At 57.8% G+C, this 17,594-nt stretch carries 15 protein-coding genes and 1 pseudogene; 7 read left to right on the forward strand and 9 right to left on the reverse strand.

Translation table 11 applies throughout. The annotated features are described in order from the left end of the window. Nucleotides 1-17 precede the first annotated feature (17 nt). From C8273_RS02905 to C8273_RS02930, 5 genes are all read left to right on the forward strand, one after another. Nucleotides 18-1,709 (forward strand): glycosyltransferase family 2 protein, encoded by a 1,692-nt coding sequence (locus tag C8273_RS02905; protein WP_106626314.1) that lies wholly within the window; start codon nt 18-20, stop codon nt 1,707-1,709. Between the two features lie 164 nt (nt 1,710-1,873). After that, nucleotides 1,874-2,074: a cold shock domain-containing protein gene (locus C8273_RS02910; RefSeq protein ID WP_006693072.1), complete on the forward strand. Its 201-nt coding sequence runs from the start codon at nt 1,874-1,876 to the stop codon at nt 2,072-2,074. Nucleotides 2,075-2,265: 191 nt separating this feature from the next. Then, nucleotides 2,266-2,811 (forward strand): ribosome hibernation-promoting factor, HPF/YfiA family, encoded by a 546-nt coding sequence (gene hpf, locus C8273_RS02915; protein WP_106626315.1) that lies wholly within the window; start codon nt 2,266-2,268, stop codon nt 2,809-2,811. Between the two features lie 124 nt (nt 2,812-2,935). Next, entirely contained in the window at nt 2,936-4,228 is a 1,293-nt protein-coding gene (locus tag C8273_RS02920; RefSeq protein WP_106626828.1) for a PepSY-associated TM helix domain-containing protein, read from the forward strand. A gap of 205 nt (nt 4,229-4,433) precedes the next feature. After that, the gene (locus C8273_RS02930; RefSeq protein ID WP_106626316.1) at nt 4,434-7,097 is read left to right on the forward strand and encodes a cation-translocating P-type ATPase; all 2,664 of its coding nucleotides are present in this window, start codon (nt 4,434-4,436) and stop codon (nt 7,095-7,097) included. A 216-nt stretch (nt 7,098-7,313) separates the two neighbouring features. Here C8273_RS02930 and C8273_RS02935 read toward each other — a convergent pair whose 3' ends face one another. From C8273_RS02935 to C8273_RS12985, 5 genes and pseudogenes are all read right to left on the reverse strand, one after another. After that, nucleotides 7,314-8,201, reverse strand: coding sequence for a radical SAM protein (locus tag C8273_RS02935; protein ID WP_106626317.1), 888 nt, complete (start codon nt 8,199-8,201; stop codon nt 7,314-7,316). 250 nt (nt 8,202-8,451) lie between these two features. Next, complete coding sequence (locus C8273_RS02940; RefSeq protein ID WP_106626318.1) at nt 8,452-9,219, reverse strand: DeoR/GlpR family DNA-binding transcription regulator; 768 nt, start codon at nt 9,217-9,219, stop codon at nt 8,452-8,454. 407 nt (nt 9,220-9,626) lie between these two features. Next, nucleotides 9,627-10,469 carry a CoB--CoM heterodisulfide reductase iron-sulfur subunit B family protein gene (locus C8273_RS13415; protein WP_407695401.1) on the reverse strand — a complete coding sequence of 281 codons (843 nt, stop codon included), beginning with the start codon at nt 10,467-10,469 and terminating at the stop codon, nt 9,627-9,629. 255 nt (nt 10,470-10,724) lie between these two features. Continuing rightward, nucleotides 10,725-11,735 (reverse strand): annotated as a pseudogene (locus C8273_RS13420) (FAD-binding protein); the annotation flags it as partial. Further along, the gene (locus tag C8273_RS12985; RefSeq protein ID WP_234343811.1) at nt 11,626-11,952 is read right to left on the reverse strand and encodes a twin-arginine translocation signal domain-containing protein; all 327 of its coding nucleotides are present in this window, start codon (nt 11,950-11,952) and stop codon (nt 11,626-11,628) included. The gene C8273_RS12985 and the pseudogene C8273_RS13420, both read right to left, overlap by 110 nt. Before the next feature lie 233 nt (nt 11,953-12,185). Here C8273_RS12985 and C8273_RS12990 point away from each other — a divergent pair, with 233 nt between their 5' ends. After that, entirely contained in the window at nt 12,186-12,329 is a 144-nt protein-coding gene (locus tag C8273_RS12990; protein WP_106626319.1) for a secretion protein HlyD, read from the forward strand. Here C8273_RS12990 and C8273_RS02955 read toward each other — a convergent pair. After that, nucleotides 12,301-12,687, reverse strand: a complete 387-nt coding sequence (locus tag C8273_RS02955) for a GtrA family protein (protein ID WP_106626320.1) — start codon at nt 12,685-12,687, stop codon at nt 12,301-12,303. The two genes, C8273_RS12990 and C8273_RS02955, sit on opposite strands and share 29 nt — an antisense overlap. A gap of 31 nt (nt 12,688-12,718) precedes the next feature. Here C8273_RS02955 and C8273_RS02960 point away from each other — a divergent pair, with 31 nt between their 5' ends. Then, nucleotides 12,719-13,756 carry an FAD:protein FMN transferase gene (locus tag C8273_RS02960; protein ID WP_106626321.1) on the forward strand — a complete coding sequence of 346 codons (1,038 nt, stop codon included), beginning with the start codon at nt 12,719-12,721 and terminating at the stop codon, nt 13,754-13,756. A gap of 69 nt (nt 13,757-13,825) precedes the next feature. On the opposite strand, the gene C8273_RS02965 is transcribed toward C8273_RS02960, so the two are convergent. The 3 genes from C8273_RS02965 to C8273_RS02975 form a co-directional block, all read right to left on the reverse strand. After that, on the reverse strand, nt 13,826-15,973 hold the full coding sequence (locus C8273_RS02965) for a methyl-accepting chemotaxis protein (protein WP_106626322.1): 2,148 nt from the start codon (nt 15,971-15,973) through the stop codon (nt 13,826-13,828). 68 nt (nt 15,974-16,041) lie between these two features. Continuing rightward, nucleotides 16,042-16,686: a CBS domain-containing protein gene (locus C8273_RS02970; RefSeq protein WP_106626323.1), complete on the reverse strand. Its 645-nt coding sequence runs from the start codon at nt 16,684-16,686 to the stop codon at nt 16,042-16,044. A gap of 152 nt (nt 16,687-16,838) precedes the next feature. Further along, nucleotides 16,839-17,594, reverse strand: coding sequence for an ABC transporter ATP-binding protein (locus C8273_RS02975; RefSeq protein WP_106626324.1), 756 nt, complete (start codon nt 17,592-17,594; stop codon nt 16,839-16,841).

Genomic DNA, 17,594 nt, shown 5'->3' on the forward strand with positions numbered 1-17,594 from the left:
CAGAGGAGGTTAAAATTATGGGCGGTTTCAGTATCATCCTCACAGTGACAGGGGACGGGACATATCTGCGTGAGACGGCGGAGGCGGCACTTGCCGCTGCCTCCGCTCTTCGTGTGGAAACGGAGCTGATCGTTGCACTGCATACAGGGCGGGAAAAGGCGATGCGCAAACAGCTTCGTCACCTGCCGTGTCGTCTGTGTGCATCGGACACGGCTTCCTCCGCAGCCCTCTGCAACGCTGGCGAACGCGCGGCGAAGGGACGGCACCTCCTCTTTCTGGAGGAGGGTGTGCTCCTCACAGAGGAGGGGCTGCGAAAGATGCTCGAAACCCTCCTGCTAGATGATGAGATCGCTGCGGTCGGCCCCTTCTGCAACCGTACAAATTTCGCATGGCAGTACATCAATGCGGAGGCGATGGAGGAGCAAGGGGAGCATCCGGCGGACTGGGTGCGGACGACTCTGACAGGCGCGACGGAGAGCTTGTTCCTTGAGGGCTTTGCGCTGCTCGTGCGCCGCTCTGCCTTTCAGGCGGTGCAGGGCTTCGATGAGGCGTTCACGGTCGGCGGTGCGGATCTCGACCTTTCATTTCGGCTGAAATACGAGGGCTTTCATCTCCTGCGTACCCCTGTTTATCTTGCGCATAGGGCGGCGAACAGCTGCGAACTCTACGACATGGTGCGCACAGAGGCGCGGCCGCTCCTCATGGAGCGGTGGGGCATTGACATCGGTCTGCCCGAAACGATATTGCAGGAGACGCTTGGCAGGATTGTGTGGACACACAATCTGCCGCTGATCCGCGCAACGGCGCGTACTGCCCTCTGCAAGGCGCCGCTCGTCAGCATCATGATCCCGACGTACAACCGCCCTTCCTATTTCCATGAGACGCTCGAGAGTGCGCTCTCTCAGACCTATCCGAACGTCGAAGTGATCGTCTGCGACAACTCCACGGATGACCGCACCGAGGAACTGATGCAGGCGTATCGGGCGGATGTGCGTGTGCGCTATGTCCGCAACAGAGAGGCAAAGACGAAGGAAGAGAACTTTATGCCGTTCGAGCATCTCGCGCAGGGTGAGTACCTGCAGTGGTGCATGGACGACGATATCCTTCTGCCGGACAAGATTACGCTCATGGTCGATGCCTTTCTCTCGGAACCGACCGTCACATTGGTTACGTCTGTACGCGGGGTGATTGATGGGGAGGGGCGGTATCTCGGGCAGTGGAAGGGGCTGCCGCCTATCTGCGGGACTTATGGATGCTTTAGTGGTGCGACAATCGGTCATGCAATGCTCATGGAGCTTGGGAACTTCTTGGGCGAACCCTCTGCCGTTCTCTTTCGTCGGCGTGACCTCGTGCATCACTACTGGCGTGCACAGGCGCGTGGCTATCAATGTATATCGGACTGCGTCATGTGGCTGGAACTCCTTGAAAAGGGGGATGCCGTTATCTTTGCACGGCCGCTCAGCCTCTTTCGTATGCATGGCGGACAGGAGGGAAGGCAGGCGGATTCGGTTGTCCGTGGGATCCTTGAGTGGTGGCGTCTCGTTGACGATTATTGGCACAGGCGCATATTCCTGACGCACGAGGAGGATTATCGGTTTGTCCAGAACGATATGAGGTTGAGCGCCAAGAAAACAGTTGATCCGCTGCTTCCGCAGATATCCCCCGAACTGAGAAGAGCGTATGAGATGGAGGAGATTTCCCGTATCTAAGGAACTACTGATACAGTCAACACGGTATATTGTTTTTATCTCCGTTTGATGATAGCCCATTGACAGTAGTAGACACGGCTCTTATAATAAAGACAAGCATACGTGCGAGGCAGGAGAGATACTGGTTGTCACAGTATTTCTCCAACAGTGAAAGGAGAGCCGATATGACGGGCAAAGTAAAATGGTTCAGCGCGGATAAGGGATACGGATTTATCTCCCGCGCGGACGGCGACGACGTGTTCGTGCATTTTTCTTCGATCCAAGGTGAGGGATATAAGACACTCAGCGAAGGTCAGGAAGTCGAATTCGACATCGTCGAAGGTGCGCGTGGTCCACAAGCGGACAACGTGGTCAAAAAGGAATAAAATCCAAGGTTTGAAAAGCCCGGCTTACACAGCGGGCTTTTTCATTTGCGAAAAACGTGGATGGCATGGAAAAATCAGAATTTAGGGAAATTACCATTCTTTTGCAGGTTTTTTGATGATCGCGTCGAAATAGGTAGATAAAAGGGGGGCGAGAGAAGTTCGCTCCTGTGAATAGAAAGGGGCTGTGTTTCATGGCTGCATTCACGATTCGGGGAAAGAATGTCGAGGTTACACCGGCACTGCGGGACTATGTGGAGAAGCGGGTCGGCAAGATTACGAAGTACTTTGAGAACGTTGGGGAGATCTCGGTACTGCTCTCGGTGGAGGGGAACCATCACAAGGTAGAGGTAACGGCTCCCATCGTGCGCGGGGTTCTGCTGCGCGGCGAGGAGCATTCAGAGGATATGTACAGCTCCATCGATCTCGTCATTGAGAAATTGGAACGCCAGATTCGCAAGCAGAAGACGAAGCTGGAGCGCCGTTTCCGTCATGGCGGGTTCAAGGCAGAGGCGGTCGAGACATTCAGCCAACCCGTGCCGGAGGAGGATGATGTCTTCCCCGTTGTCAAGACGAAGCACTTTGCCCTGCAGCCGATGGATGTGCAGGAGGCGATCATGCAGATGAATCTGCTGAATCACCACTTCTTCGTCTTCCGCAACGCAGAGACCTCGGAGGTGAATGTTGTCTACAGCCGCAACGATGGAAAGTATGCCTTGATCGAGGTTGAGGAAGGTTAACTGACTTGCGGAGATTGGGGGACGGTTGCGCCGTACGGTGCGCGGCCGTCCTCTTTTTTCCGTTTTCATACGTTTTGTGTTATGATAGGGGGCGGTAAAACTCTCTATGGCATTGGGGGAATATATGCGTAAAATCTATATGATTCATCAGTGGGTAAGCCTCGTCTGCGCGCTCTTTCTGCTGCTGCTGACGCTGACGGGACTGCCGCTGCTCTTTCGCGGTGAAATCAACGCATGGAACACGGTGAATATGCCGCAGCGCGGAGAGTCCATGCCGCTCCGTGCGATCTGGCAGGCACTGCCGGCGGGGACGGCGGCGGTGACAGCGGCATTTCCGGAAAAGGAGATCCTCGGTGTTACGCCTGATGGATCGGACGGGACGCTTTACTTTCTCGTCAAGGATCGCAGCGGCAAGGCTGGGCGCTCCCACATGCGCATGGGCGGCGAGCAGATCATGTACGATGTACGCACGGGTACGGTCTTTAACCGCAGGGAGCGCATCTACCGCTCCGAGGCGGTGCAGGAGTTCATGCATACGATGCACGTCCTCCATGTCCGCATGGGGATGGAGGAGGGCGGGCGTGACTTCCTCGCCGTGATGTGCGTCCTCTCCGTAATCTCCGTTGTGAGCGGTGTCTATCTCTACCTGCCGATGATGAAGAGCATGGCATTCGGTACGCGCAGGCGAAAGAGCAGCCGCCTCTTTTGGTCGGACTGGCATAAGATCACGTCCGTATTTGCGGGTACATGGGCAGTCGTCATGTGTGTGAGCGGTGTCTTTATCGTTCTATACTCCATCGGGATACGGGATTATCACCGCACAGCACATACGCTTGCGACGGAACATTTCGCCGCTGTGGAGCAGAGTGCGGCGACGATTCCGGCGGCAGAGGCGCTGGAACGGATTCAGGCGCATTTCCCGCAGAAAGACGTGATCTCCATGCGGCTTCCTGCGGGGGAGAATGGCTATTATATCTTTCAGGCAGCCGACCCCACTGTGCGCGCGACGGATTTCGCGCTGGGCGAGCAGGTCTATCTGCCGGCGGGCGGCGGGGAGCCGTTCTTCGTGCCCGTGCCCGCATGGCTGCAGGCGGCGCCGTTTTTCCTGAATTTGCACATTCACAATCACGAGCTGACGGCGGAAAAGATCTTCTGGGCGCTGCTGATCCTCATGACAGCAGCGATGATCGTCACGGGGATTGTCCTCTGGCTGACGCGTTGGCGCAGCCGTATCTCGCAAGCCGCAGAGATCGCTGTGCAGAAACGGACCAATGCGGCATGGGAGGAACCGGCGCGCGTCGCGCTGCTGAGTTTAGTCATATTCATCGCACCGATGTACGGCCGCCTGGGAGAGGGTATTGCCCTTGCACTGAGCGCGTATCTGATCGTTTATTTTGTGCGCGCAGTGCGCAGGTGACGACAGGAGTAAAGGAATCGCTGATAAAATGAAGTCCGTCAGATTGGCGTAGATTTTTTGTCCGAACAAGGAGGCAAACCGGACGCATAGCAAAAGCTATGTGGAGGATTTGCCGACGAAGTGCGGGCAAAAAAGATACGCTAAGATGGCGCGGCTGAATTTATCAGTGCTTCCTGAACGCTCCGATTTTGGGAAGGGGATACAGTTGAGCTTCACGGGACTGACCTCGGCAGAGGCGGAGGAATCGCGCCGCATACATGGATCAAATGCCATTCCGGAGCCTGCGTGGATGACGTTCGGGCAGGCGTTCCGCGAGACATTCCGCGACCCGATGATCCGCATTCTGCTGGTGATGGTTGCGCTCATGATCGCCATGTACTTCGCCGGGCATGCGGAGATCTATGAACCGGTCGGAACGATTGTGACGGTCATCATCGTGGCGACGGTGACGGCGCGTACGAACGTCGCGAGTGATACGGAGTATCGGGCACTGCGTGCACGCACGGCAAAGGACACGGCGAAGGTTTGTCGCGACGGCGGGCTGCTCGTCCTGCCCGTGGATGAGATTGTCGTGGGCGATCATGTGATTTTGCAGGGCGGCAATAAAATTCCGGCGGACGGCATGCTCCTTGCGGGGGAACTGCGCGTGAACAATACGGCGCTGAATGGGGAAACGGAGGAATGCCCGAAGATCCCCGCAGACAGATGCTATGTATTTCCCGAGGAAATCACAGGCGATACCTTCGTCGACGACGCGACACTCTTTCGCGGGAGCGTTGTCTTTGACGGTGAGGGCGTGATGGAGGTGCGGCGCGTCGGCGTGCACACCATGATGGGCAGAATGGCGGCGGAGATGCAGGTGCGGGAGCCGGACTCTCCCTTGCAGGTGAAGCTCGCCAGGCTCGCCGATCAGATCTCTGCGTTCGGCTACATCTCGGGGCTGGTCATCGTCTCCCTCTACATGATGTTCTTTGCCCTGCGTGCGGGCGGACTTGAGGCGTACGTCATGCAGGGGTGGAGTCAAATTCTCGTGGACGCCATTCAGGCGGTCTCGCTTGCCATCCTCATCATCGTCTGTGCCGTGCCCGAGGGGCTGCCGCTGATGATCTCACTCGTCCTCATGCAGAATACGAGCCGCATGCTTGCGCGCGGCGTCCTCGTCCGGCGTGCCGTGGGCATCGAGACCGCCGGCTCGCTGAACATCCTCTTCAGTGACAAGACGGGGACGATCACGGGCGGGCGGCTTGAGGTCGTGGACTTCTTCACGGCGGATGGCGTGGTGATTGTGCCGGAGGAGCACGCCGTCCTTCATGAAAAGCTGAAACTTGCAATCGGCATGAACTCCGCTGCCATGTATGACGAGCATGGCACTGTTGTCGGCGGCAATCCGACCGATCAGGCAGTCATGCGCTTTCTGGGCGTTGAAACGTACTGTACCATGCACGCAGATGAGCATGATCGTGCGGGGCAGCGGCAGACCTTCAACTCGACGAATAAGTTCAGTCAGGCAGAGCTGCCTGCGCGCGGCACCGTCGTCTACAAGGGTGCCCCCGAGGCGCTCCTTGCGCGTGCGCAGTATGCGCTCCGTGCGGATGGGACACTTACCTCATTCGATGCGGCAAAGCTGAACGCAAAAATAAACGAGTACGCCACGCGTGCGATGCGCGTGCTCGCGTTCGGGTACTCGGAGCAGCCCTTTCGGAAGAATGAGATCAATGCGGACGTCGTCCTGATCGGCTTTGCTGCGATTCGCGACGATGTGCGTCCCGAGGCGCGTGCGGCGATTACGGAGGTACAGGCGGCGGGCGTGCAGGTCGTCATGGTGACGGGCGACCGCCGTGAGACCGCCGTTGCGATTGCACGCGACGCGGGACTTTTGCGCGCGGACGGCGATCTCGTCCTCACGAGCAGCGATCTCGCCCAGATGCGGGACGATGAGGTGCAGCGCGTACTGCCGCAGCTGCGCGTCATCGCGCGGGCACTTCCAACGGACAAGTCACGGATCGTGCGGCTCTCGCAGAAGATGAATCTCGTCGTCGGCATGACGGGGGACGGGGTCAACGACTCGCCTGCACTGCGCCGCGCTGATGTCGGATTTGCAATGGGCAGCGGCACGGAGGCGGCACGCGATGCGGGGGATATCGTCATTCTCGACGATAATTTCCGCTCGATCAAGGATGCGATCCTCTACGGACGTACGATCTACAACAATATTTTGAAATTCTGCCGCTTTCAGCTTGTCATCAATATCGCAGCGGTTGTTGTGAGTGCCGTCGCCCCGTTCTTCGGCATCATCGAACCGCTGCGCGTGACACATCTCCTCTTTATCAACCTCGTCATGGACAGCCTCGGCGCAATCATGCTCGGCAACGAGCCGGCGCATGAAAGCTACATGCGCGAGAAGCCGCGCCGGCGCGACGCAAATCTCATTAGCCCCGCGATGTGCGTGCAGATCCTTTGCATGGGCGTGTGGCTCGTCCTCCTCAGCTTCTTCTTTCTCACAGACGCGCGTATTGCCGCCTGCTTTGACGGAAAGGCGGAGCACTATACGGCGTACTTCCTGCTCTTTGTCCTCGCCTCGCTGATGAATGGCTTCAATGTCCGTGCTGCAGGCTTCGGCATCTTCCGCAGACTCGGCGAGAACATCGGCTTTGTCAAAGTATGGACGATGATCGTCCTCATCATGGCGGCAATCATCAATGCACCCTACATCCCCCATGAGGTAGGGCTGTGGATCGGCGGGATGTTTAGTACAACGCCGATTCATGCGGGCGGCTGGGTGCTCGTCTTCCTCCTTGCCGCGACCATGATCCCTGCGGATCTGCTGAGAAAGGCTGTGTGGAAGGGGATTGCTAGAGCGCGGTCGTGAGATGGAATAGTGAACTTGGTAAGCGGAGCAATGTCCCGTAGCAAACCCTAGTGAAGCAAGTGGAGAAAAGGGCACGTTCTGCCCCCCTGCGGATTTTATTCGTTCAAGCGAAGCGCGTTTGGAATCCGCAGGTATTTAGGCAGATAAGTGCCCGACCACTTGCGTAACGAGGGTTCTGCGAGGGACTTGCTCCGCTATATCAAATTATAAAACATCTCACTCAAAATCCGGCACATACTGCGCCCCAACCGCATCTGCGCCCTGCACATAGACTCGCTCCATGCCAAGTTCGCGCGCCGCCGCAACGACGGACTCGTACTCAAACGTCGTGAGCCGCCGATGCAGCGGCGGGAACTCTGCGGCACGGTAGAGCGGCGTATACTGCCGCATGAGACTGAGCTGAATCGTATCGCCGAACGTCTCCCACAGCCGGCGCACAAGCGCAATGCTCTCGTGACGGTGCCCGGGCAGGACGAGATGGCGTACAAGCACGCCGCCGAGAAGCTGTCCGTCCGCGCCGAAACGCACGCCGCCCACCTGATGCACCATTGCCATGAGCGCTGTCCATGCCGTCTCTGCATAGTCTGCGGCGGCAGAGTAAAGCCGTCCGCTCTCCTCCGTATTGTATTTCAGATCGGGCAGGTAGATGTCCACCGCACCCGCCAGCCGCGCAATATTTTCCTCCGTTTCATAGCCGCTCGTGTTCCAGACCACGGGGAGGTGCAGCCCCTGTGCACGTGAGCGTTCGAGTGCTGCGAGAATCTGCGGCGTATAGTGCGTCGGCGTCACAAGGTCGAGGGTCGCCGCGCCCTCCTGTTCGAGCGATACAAACCGTGCGGCAAGTTCCTCGATGCTTATCTCCACGCCATTTCCCGCGTGGCTGATTATATGGTTCTGACAGTAGACGCAGCGCAGCGTGCAGTGCGAAAAGAACACCGCACCCGCCCCTTGCGCACCGACAAGACACGGCTCCTCCCATCGGTGCAGCATCGTACGCGCAACGCGCACCGTGCGCCCCGCCCCGCAGAAGCCGCGCGCACCTGCATTTCGATTCACGCCGCAGCGGCGCGGACAAAGTGTGCAGTGATCGAGCAAATCCTTCATATCATTCCCCCTTACATTATGTCAGCGATATCGCCACAAGCGCCCCTTCCACCGCTTACGCGGTCCCCCTCCCCCGTGTCGCACGGGGGAGGCTAGGATTATGGCATCTTAGCTTCCCCCGTCAGCGCGGGGGAAGTGGCGAGCACAGCGAGCCGATAGGGGCGTTCGTGCACACCCCCTTATTTTTGCACAAGAAAACCGAGACGGCAAGAGCCGCCTCGGCTTTTTCCTTTCGAACAGTATGCGATGCTTAGGGCAGGACGATATCCACACCGAGCTCTGCCGCCGCCGCGCGGATGTCCGAAGGTGGTTCCGTATCCGTCACAAGCCCTGCAAGGGCGTTGAGCGGAGTGTAGTCGTAGTTGCCGTCGGTCGAGAGTTTGCGCGCCTCCGCGACCACATAGGCGCGTTTGCTGCGCGCGATGATGCGTGCCTTGTTCAGTCCGTCGTCGATGTCGTAGGTGGAAACACTGTTGCCCTTGACATCCACGCCGACTGCGCCGACAAAGGCAATGTCGGGCTTGAGTCTGCCGATGAAGTCCTGCGTCATACCGCCCCAGAATCCATCGCGTCCACGATTGAGCTGACCTCCCGCAAAGATCAGTTCGATGCGGGGGTTGCGTGCAAGCACGCCGAGTACATCGACCATATTAGTCACAACAGTCAGGTCGCGGTCACTCTTCATGAGGAGTTCCGCAGTCGCAAGATTGCACGTCGAAACATCCAGGAAGACCATGTCCTTGTCCTGAATGAGCGAAACAGCAGCCTGCGCAATGCGTCGTTTTGCCTCGATGTCGGTATGACGGTGGCGGCTGACTTCGATCATGTGAACACTCTGCGTCAATTTCACGGCGCCGCCGTAGGTACGTTTCAGACGTCCCTGCCGCTCGAGCGATCCAAGATCCTTGCGGATACAGTCTTCGGTGACTTTGAATTTAGCGCTGAGCTCTTTGACCTTGACCTTACCGTCACGCTCCACCATGCGAACGATGAGCTCTTGGCGCTCCTCCAGAAACATGATATTCACTCCCTTTACGCAGATGAATTTGGCAGCGCTCACATATCTGCTGTCAATGAGCCGTCCATCCTTTTTTTTCAGTGTAGCGCAAAATAGATAAAATAGCAAGATAATTTTATCTATTGAAGCAAATTTATAAGAGTGAATTCATTAGCTATATTCTATTATAATAGACAATATCCTCCATTTGATATGATTAAATTGTAATTACAGGCAAATAGAATGAGAAACAGCCCACATTTCTCCTTGTCACACGTCGAATGATACGCCTTTTTGGCAGTATCCGACCCATATATGGCAGAAGAAAATGCGGGCAGGCTCTCAAAAATATTTTATCAGTGATGTCCTAAGGCACGATTCGGGAAAAGATGCGTCAAAATGATGACGCTGAATTTGTCAGTGTTTCCTTAACCTCCGACCTTCAATTTTTCACGCGCGGACACATGACGGTTGAATCCCACCTCGTCCTTTGTCATGCCGAGTGCAAGACCGACGAGCTGCTGCAGGTGGAGGACGGGCATTTCGGTCTGTGAGTGCACAGCCTCACGACCCTCGGGACCGTACATGTCGAGCTGCATCTGGCAGAGTGGGCAGGGGGTTGCGATCAGGTTTGCTCCGGCACGGTCAGCGCTCGCGGCAATCTGCCCCGTAACGGTCAGCACGTCGCGCTCTGCTGTGAACTGGGCATGGAAACCGCAGCATTTGCGTCCTGCGTCGAACCAGACGGGCTCCGCACCGAGGCGGCGCACAAGGCGCTCAAACGATTCGGGATAATCGGCGTTCTCGTGGTTCATGATAGGCGCGGGGCGCAGGATGTGGCAGCCATAGTAGCAGGCGACCTGTGTGTCCTTCAGCGCATTCGTGACCTTGCCGTCGAGGACTTCCGGATGTTCGTCGAGTACCCAGAGGAAATGCGTGATCGCACTCGTTCCCTGATATTCGTATGGATGCCCCGCCTCCTTGAGGATGGCGTTGACTTTTTCCTTGAGCGCCGCATCTTGATCAAGGCGGCGCTTCGCCGTGCGCGGCTGGAGTGTGCAGGTGTTGCAGACGGTCAGGATGGGCAGCCCCATGTGCTCGGCAATGGAGATGCTGCGCGCGTTGACGGCGAGCGCGGCGAGGTCGTTCACGCCCTGTGCGTGCGAAGCACCGCAGCACGTCCAGTTCGGGATCTCCTCGAGCGCATGCAGCTCCTTTGCCGCCTCCTCGAGCTGCGAGCCATTGCGGAAAACCCCCGCCTTGAACCACATGGTATCGACCATCGCGTCGCGGATCTCAGGAACGGTGCGGTTGCCTGCGTGCGGACGCGCGGTTACCTGATCGAAAATATCCTTCCATTTCGCACAGCCTGACGTGAGTGCGTCCTGATTGCCCTCGTAGCTGTGTTCCTTGGCATAGGCGGCAGCGCCCTCGCCCGCCGTCTTGCCGAAGACAAGTACCTCGGAGAGGCTGTTTGCGCCGAGGCGGTTCGCGCCGTGCACGGAGACGCAGCTCGCTTCACCCGCCGTGAAGATGCCGGGCACACGCGTCGCGCCCGTATGGAAGTCCGCCATCTCAAGCCCGCCCATCGAGTAGTGGCAGGTTGGGCTGATGAGGACGGGCGCCTTTGTGATATCGACGCCTGCGAAGCGGAGAGAGAGATCGGCGACCTGTCCGAGACGTTCGTGGATGCGCTCGGCGGGAATCTTTGTGAAGTCGAGGTAGACACCTGCGGTCAGCCCCTCGCCGATGCCGCGCCCCTCCTCGATCTCGGTTGCAATCGCGCGTGCTACGATGTCACGCGTCGCGAGCTTCATCTTCTCCGGCGCATAGCGCGACATAAAGCGCTCGCCGTTCTTGTTGACGAGGAGCGCGCCCTCGGAACGGCTCGACTCGGAGAGGAGTACGCCGTTGACGGAGAGTCCCGTCGGGTGGAACTGCACCATCTCGGGATCCTTGAACGGGATGCCTGCGTTCATGCCTGCAACGATGCCGTCGCCTGTCGAACTGTATGGATTGGATGTGCGTACCCAATACGCGCGTCCGTAGCCGCCCGTTGCAATGAGCACGGTCTTTGCGGGGATGCCGATGAGGTCGCCCGAGCGCATATCCATCGCGATCACGCCCGCAAGTTTTCCAGCGTCTGTCATTGCGATCTCAAGCATCTGGCACTCGGAGATGAAGTCCACGTCATGTGCAAGGCACTGCTCGAAGAGCGCGTGCACCATTGCGTGCCCTGCGCGATCCTCGAAGTAGGATGCGCGTGCGTGGGAGGAGCCGCCCATCTTGCGCTGATGGAAATGACCGTCCTTTTGACGATTGTACGGATAGCCCATATAGTCCATCTCGTAGATGATCTTGCCTGCATTCTCTGCGAAGTATTCGACGGCATCCTGATCGCAGAGATAGTCACCGCCCTTGATCGTGTCAAATGTATGTGATTCGACCGTATCCTTCTCGTCTGTGACGCCCGTGACACCGTTCATACCGCCCTGTGCCATTGTCGATGCCGAACGTGTGGGCATGAGCTTCGACATGACGGCGACCTTCAGATTCTTGTCCTTCGCCGCCGCGAGCGCCGCGCATCCCGGCTCCCCCGCTGCCGATGATGAGCACATCGTAGGTCACATCGCCGCGCCTGACCTGCGCGGGAATGTTTTGGTTCCCGCAGCCGAGGTAGGCGCCGGACATGAGCACAACGCCCGCTGCCGCCGTACCCTTGATAAAGGTGCGGCGTGAGATTTCCATTGCCATAGCTTTCGTCTCCTCTTTTGATGATACATAGAATTTATCTTAACAATTGATAAAAACTATCATACTTTTATTTCGCGTTGATAGGTGGAAAATTCTGCATTATTGTGGGAGAAATGTGCACATGAAAAAGTCTCCCATTGCGGCGGGAGGCTTGAAGTCTCTGTATGAAGTTGTTAGAATAAGGGAATCGCTGATAAAACAGTCCTGCAGATTGGCGTAGATTTTTTCGCCCGATTGAGGCAGCAAACCGGACGCATAGCCAAAGCTATGTGGAGGATTTGCTAACGAAAAGCGGGCAAAAAAGATGCGCTAAGATGGCGCGGCTGAATTTATCAGTGCTTCCTAAGCTCATCTGCCGAGGACGGCGCGGCGTTTGAGGATGTAGTTCCACACCATGACGATGCCGGCGGCAATCAGCTTTGCGATCATATAGTAGATATGGGCGAAGTCGACGAGCAGCCACATGAGGAGCTGGTTGAGTCCGAGTCCCGCGATGCTCGATCCGAAAAAGAGCATCTTCGCGCGGCGCGTCTGAGCATTTGCGCCACGAAAGACGCAGACGAGGCAGAGCCAATAGTTGACAAAGACGGAGACGGTAAAGGAGATGCCCGCAGACAGCAGGTAGTGCAGCCCACCGTACTCGGTGAGGATGTAGAGCAGGCCGTAGTCGAGTACGAAGCACGCGCCGCCGACGAGGACGAAGCGAGCGATCTCATAGAATCTGGAACGCGGCATAGAGCACCTCACATAAATCGAAAGGAATAATATGATACAAAGATTCTTCGCGTTATGTAAAAATCCTGCCATCGTCATTTTCTGCGGTTCTCTCCTTCTTGGCGGCTGCGGAGGGAATGTGACGGCGGAGGATACAAAGCTCGTGATGGGGACGGTGGCGCGGCTGACGGTGCGTGCGGATGAGATCACGTCGCAGGCGGCACTGCGGGACGGGCTTGCCGTGCTCACGCAGACGGAGGAGGATGCGGATGGGGCAATTCTCGCCACTGTGGAGTCATCAGCGGGGACGGGCGCATGGACGGAGCTGCCTCCCGATCTCTATGAGACGCTGCGTCTTGCACAGGAGATTGCGCGGCGTTCCAACGGAGCCTTTGATGTGACGGCGGGTACCCTCACACAGCTGTGGGAGCGGGCGCGGGTGGAGAAGCTGCCGCCGTCCCCGGAGGCTGTGGCAGACGCACGCGCACGCGTGGGGTATGAGGCGCTTGAGCTGCGTACGCGCGCGGAGAATGGTCAAACGAAATATGAGGCGAGACTCATGAAAGCGGGGATGCGGTTCGACCGTGGTGCACTGATCAAGGGGCTTGCGCTTGACGGCATCCGCAGGAACTGGATAGCAGCGGGCATCACCAATGCACTCGCCGATCTCGGTACCAGCTCGATCCTCGGCATGGGGGTAAATGCGGAACGGACACCGTGGCAGATCGGCATCCGCAATCCGCGCGGAGCGGGGAACCATGATCTCCTCACCACACTTGCGCTTTCGGACGAAGTTCTCTCCTCCTCGGGAGATGATGAGCGGTTCTTTGTCTATGAGGGGCAGCGCTATCATCATCTCATCGACCCGCGCACGGGCTATCCTGCCATGACGGGACTTGCCTCCGTGACTGTGGTGCTGCCCATGGAAACGGATGTGCCGGAATGGCAGGGACATACAGGGCTGCTTGTGGATATGCTCTCGACCGCGATCTTTGTCCTCGGTGCGACGGAGGGCAGGCATATTCTGGCGCATTTTCCTGTGTCGCGCTCGATCTTCGTTGACACCAATGGTCAGATGATAGAGGAATGATGAACCAAAAGGGCTGCGATCCGAAGTTGTTCGCTTCGGATCGCAGCCCTTTGCCGTGTGATGGGGGAGTCAGACCTTGAACTTTCCGACCTCGCCCTGCAGGTCGGTTGCGATGTTTGCCAGCCCTTCGGAGGCATTCGCGATGTCCTCCAGTGATACTGTCTGTGTCTCGACGGCGGCATTGCCCTGCTGGCTTGTGGCGGCGTTCTCCTGTGCAAGGCGCTGCAGCCCCTGGACGACGCGTGCGACTTCTTGGCTCGCCTTTACGATGTCCTCAGTTGAGGTGTTCATCCGCTCAATGACTTTGAGCGCCTCGGTGACTGCCTCGTCAATCTTTTGGAATTTCTCCTGTGTCTCATCCAGACTGGTCTGTGTTTCGGTGACCAGTCCCTTCGAGACTTCCATGGTATCAACGGCGCGTTGTGCTTTGTTCTTGAGTTCGCTGATGACGGAGCGAATCTCCTCGGTAAAGCTGGTGCTTTGCTCGGCGAGCTTGCGGATCTCCTCGGCGACGACGGCGAATCCGCGCCCCGCTTCGCCTGCGCGTGCCGCCTCGATCGCGGCGTTGAGGGCGAGGAGGTTGGTCTGGTCGGCGATGGACTGGATCATCTCGCTGGCGGACTCGATCTTCTCGGCGCTCTGGTTCGTTTCCTCCACAACGATGGCAACATCATTTGTTGCACGTGCGGTTTCCTCGGATTTCTTCATGGCACTGGAGAGGATCTCAGCACCCTCGTCCTTGCGGTCACGGATGGCGTGTGAGACATCGTTGACCTGCCGGAGGATCTTCTGGATGCCGGTGAGGAGATCCTGCACGTTCTCGAGATGCGCCGCTGCCTCGTTCGTGTCCTGTGCCTGTGTCGTTGCACCGTCGGCGATGCTGTGAATCGCTGCTGCGATCTCGCGTGCGCTGTGCGCCGTGCCCTGCGCAGTTGCTGTCAGCTCCTCACTCGCTGCAGCGACGGACTGCGAGCTGCCGTTGATCTGCCCGACGATGCCGCGCAGATTCTTTGCCATTTCGCCGCAGGAACGCGTCATAATGCCGACCTCGTCGCTGCGCTCGAGGTAGGGGGCAAGGTGCGCGTTTTGTTCGGCACGCATATCCAGTGCAGCAAAGCGCTCAATCATCCCCGAGAGTCCTTCAAGTGGCTTCGAAACACGTCGTTGGACAAAGAACGCCAGCGCGACGAGGAGTACGATGCTGCACAGTACGGCAATGATGATGGAGAAGATGACGAGTTCCTTCGCTGTGCCGGTAAACAGCTTGTTTGAGACGACAACGAGTGCGCCCCATGGCTGCTCTACGCCATCAAAGACAATGGGCTGAAAGATGTACGTCGACGCCTCGCCTGTCGATTCGGAGATCTTCTCAAATGTGTAGAGATCTTTGCCGAAGAATTTCTGACCTTCACTCTCGTTTACGCTGACCAGGTCGAAAATGCTTTTCGAGGCGTTTTCGGGTTTCACGCCATGGGCGAATACCGTGCCCTTGGGCGAGAAGATGACGAAGAAATTGTCGGGGCGGCTCATCGACGCGAGGTCTCTCTGGAATGGTGCGATGTCAAAGTCCACCGTGACGGCACCAATGAAGCGGCCATTCTCCATGATGGGGACGGAGACGGTCAACATATAGTACTTTGTCGTCGGCGTTGCGTTATACCAGTACGGCTCGGAGAGCGTGATCTTCTGCGTGGTGCGCGGCGACTGATACCAGTCATCCGTCTCGTACCCCGTGAGCGGGGAGACGACGACATTGCCCGATGGGTCTTTTGCCGCATAGGGGATGGCACGTCCGGTTGCATCGGAGAACTCCGTGTTCACAAATGCTGCGTCCTGTCCGTCAAAGGCGTTCGGCTCGAAACACGCCCCCGTGCCAACGATGTTCGGGTTTGCGGCGATTGTAGCCTCCAGTGCGTGGATCAGATCCGCACGGCTGCGCTGTTCGGGCGGAAGGGAGGTGATTTGCTCGACACGTGCCGCGAGACTTTTTGCCGACTGATAGACGGTGCTGTAGCGCTCTTGGATGGGAGCCATTGTCATGCCCAGCTCGTTGTATTTTTCACGCGTGCCGTTGGCGAGCATCGTATCGTATGAACGATAGCCGACAAACGCCATGAGTATTGTGACCATCAGCACGACGCCGATGCAGACCACAGCATTGACCTGAAATCCGATGCCGCGCCCTTTTTCGCTTGACCCCATCGCTTTTTTTGCCATTACGTTTCCCCTTTCTTATGTCGATAAGATTGACACGCTGCGCTCCCCATGCGCAGCGACCAGACAGGTCAGCCGATCTGGATGACGTGGCTGACTTTGAATCCCTTTGCCCAGAGGCGATCCTTGACGGTATCCACGTCGTCGATGTCGGCGCGGATGATGATCTGATAGGTGCCGCTCGGCTGCGGCAGTGTGACCATACTGTCGATGCTGATGTCGAGATCGGCGAGGACGGTTGCGATGTCGCGCAGTACGCCCGTGCGGTCGGCGACATCAATGGTGAGGCGCGTCTTGCCGCTGTCGAGTCCCATGACGGCGATGAATGCCTTGAAGATGTCCGTGGAGGAGATGATGCCGACAAGCTTTTGTGCTGAGGAGAGGACGGGCATGCCTCCGATCTTCTCGCGCGTCATGATGAGCGCAGCCTCCTCGATCGTCATGGTGTCAGTGACCGTAATGACGTTCTTCTGCATGACATCGGCGACCTTGATCTTGGCGAGCAGGGTGCGCATCTCGAAGCGATCAAGCGTGGTTGCCGCAGACGGCGAGGCGCGCAGGAGATCGCGATTCGTGAAAAAGCCGACGAGCTTTCCGTGCTCCACGACGGGCAGACGGCGGAAATGCCCCTTGTCCATGAGCTTTTCTGCCTCGTCGAGGCCTGCGTCCGGGGCGATGGTGACAGGATTCTTGGTCATACAGTTGGCAACAAACATAAATGCTTCCTCCTTGCCAATGAATATGTGCGATATATTCTAATATTCGCGTTCTGGTCTAAATCTCCTTCTTTTGTAAGGAAATCGCCGATAAAATGAAGTCCGTCGGATTGGCGCGGATCGGGCGGGAAAGATGCCCAATATGAGCGATCTTACCCCCCGAGGTACGCTTTCCGCACGTCCTCACTCGCCGCCAGCTCCTTTGCCGCGCCGGACAGGGTGATGCGTCCCGTTTCGAGGACGTAGGCGCGGCTGGCGATGGAGAGTGCCATGTTTGCGTTCTGCTCGACGAGCAGGACGGTCGTACCGGTCTTGTTGATGTCGACGATGATGGAAAAGATTTCCTTGATGAGGAGCGGTGCAAGCCCCATCGACGGCTCGTCGAGGAGGAGGAGCCGCGGGCGGCTCATGAGTGCGCGCCCCATTGCGAGCATCTGCTGCTCGCCGCCTGAGAGGGTGCCCGCCTGCTGCGAGACGCGCTCCTTGAGGCGCGGAAAGCGTGTGAAGACCATCTCCATATCGGCGGCGATGCCATCCTTATCGCTGCGCGTGAACGCGCCCAGCTCCAGATTCTCCAGCACGGTCATCTCGGCAAAGATACGCCGCCCCTCGGGCACCTGCGAGATCCCCGCGCGCACAATCTCATGTGCGCCCTTCCCCGCGATATTCGTTCCTTCAAATGTGATTGTGCCGCTCTTCGGTGCGATCAGCCCCGAAATCGTACGCAGCGTCGTGGATTTCCCCGCACCGTTCGCGCCGATCAGCGTGACGATCTCGCCCTCGTTGACTTCGAGCGACAGACCCTTGAGCGCGTGAATTGCGCCGTAGTAAACCTCCAGATCCGTTATGCGGAGCATGGGCGCTTTTGCCCCTGCGGGGGCGATCTTTGTGTTCGTTTCGTTTGCCAT

The sequence above is a fragment of the Candidatus Centipeda massiliensis genome (genome assembly GCF_900290285.1).
Taxonomy (GTDB): Bacteria; Bacillota; Negativicutes; order Selenomonadales; family Selenomonadaceae; genus Centipeda; species Centipeda massiliensis.

Coding starts and splice junctions, on each gene's coding strand:
- C8273_RS02905 (WP_106626314.1), top strand. CDS start 18: ATGGGCGGTTTCAGTATCATCCTCACAGTGACAGGGGACGGGACATAT.
- C8273_RS02910 (WP_006693072.1), top strand. CDS start 1,874: ATGACGGGCAAAGTAAAATGGTTCAGCGCGGATAAGGGATACGGATTT.
- hpf (WP_106626315.1), top strand. CDS start 2,266: ATGGCTGCATTCACGATTCGGGGAAAGAATGTCGAGGTTACACCGGCA.
- C8273_RS02920 (WP_106626828.1), top strand. CDS start 2,936: ATGCGTAAAATCTATATGATTCATCAGTGGGTAAGCCTCGTCTGCGCG.
- C8273_RS02935 (WP_106626317.1), bottom strand. CDS start 8,201: ATGAAGGATTTGCTCGATCACTGCACACTTTGTCCGCGCCGCTGCGGC.
- C8273_RS02940 (WP_106626318.1), bottom strand. CDS start 9,219: ATGTTTCTGGAGGAGCGCCAAGAGCTCATCGTTCGCATGGTGGAGCGT.
- C8273_RS13415 (WP_407695401.1), bottom strand. CDS start 10,469: ATGTGGTTCAAGGCGGGGGTTTTCCGCAATGGCTCGCAGCTCGAGGAG.
- C8273_RS12985 (WP_234343811.1), bottom strand. CDS start 11,952: ATGGCAATGGAAATCTCACGCCGCACCTTTATCAAGGGTACGGCGGCA.
- C8273_RS02955 (WP_106626320.1), bottom strand. CDS start 12,687: ATGCCGCGTTCCAGATTCTATGAGATCGCTCGCTTCGTCCTCGTCGGC.
- C8273_RS02960 (WP_106626321.1), top strand. CDS start 12,719: ATGATACAAAGATTCTTCGCGTTATGTAAAAATCCTGCCATCGTCATT.
- C8273_RS02965 (WP_106626322.1), bottom strand. CDS start 15,973: ATGGCAAAAAAAGCGATGGGGTCAAGCGAAAAAGGGCGCGGCATCGGA.
- C8273_RS02970 (WP_106626323.1), bottom strand. CDS start 16,686: ATGTTTGTTGCCAACTGTATGACCAAGAATCCTGTCACCATCGCCCCG.
- C8273_RS02975 (WP_106626324.1), bottom strand. CDS start 17,594: ATGGCAAACGAAACGAACACAAAGATCGCCCCCGCAGGGGCAAAAGCG.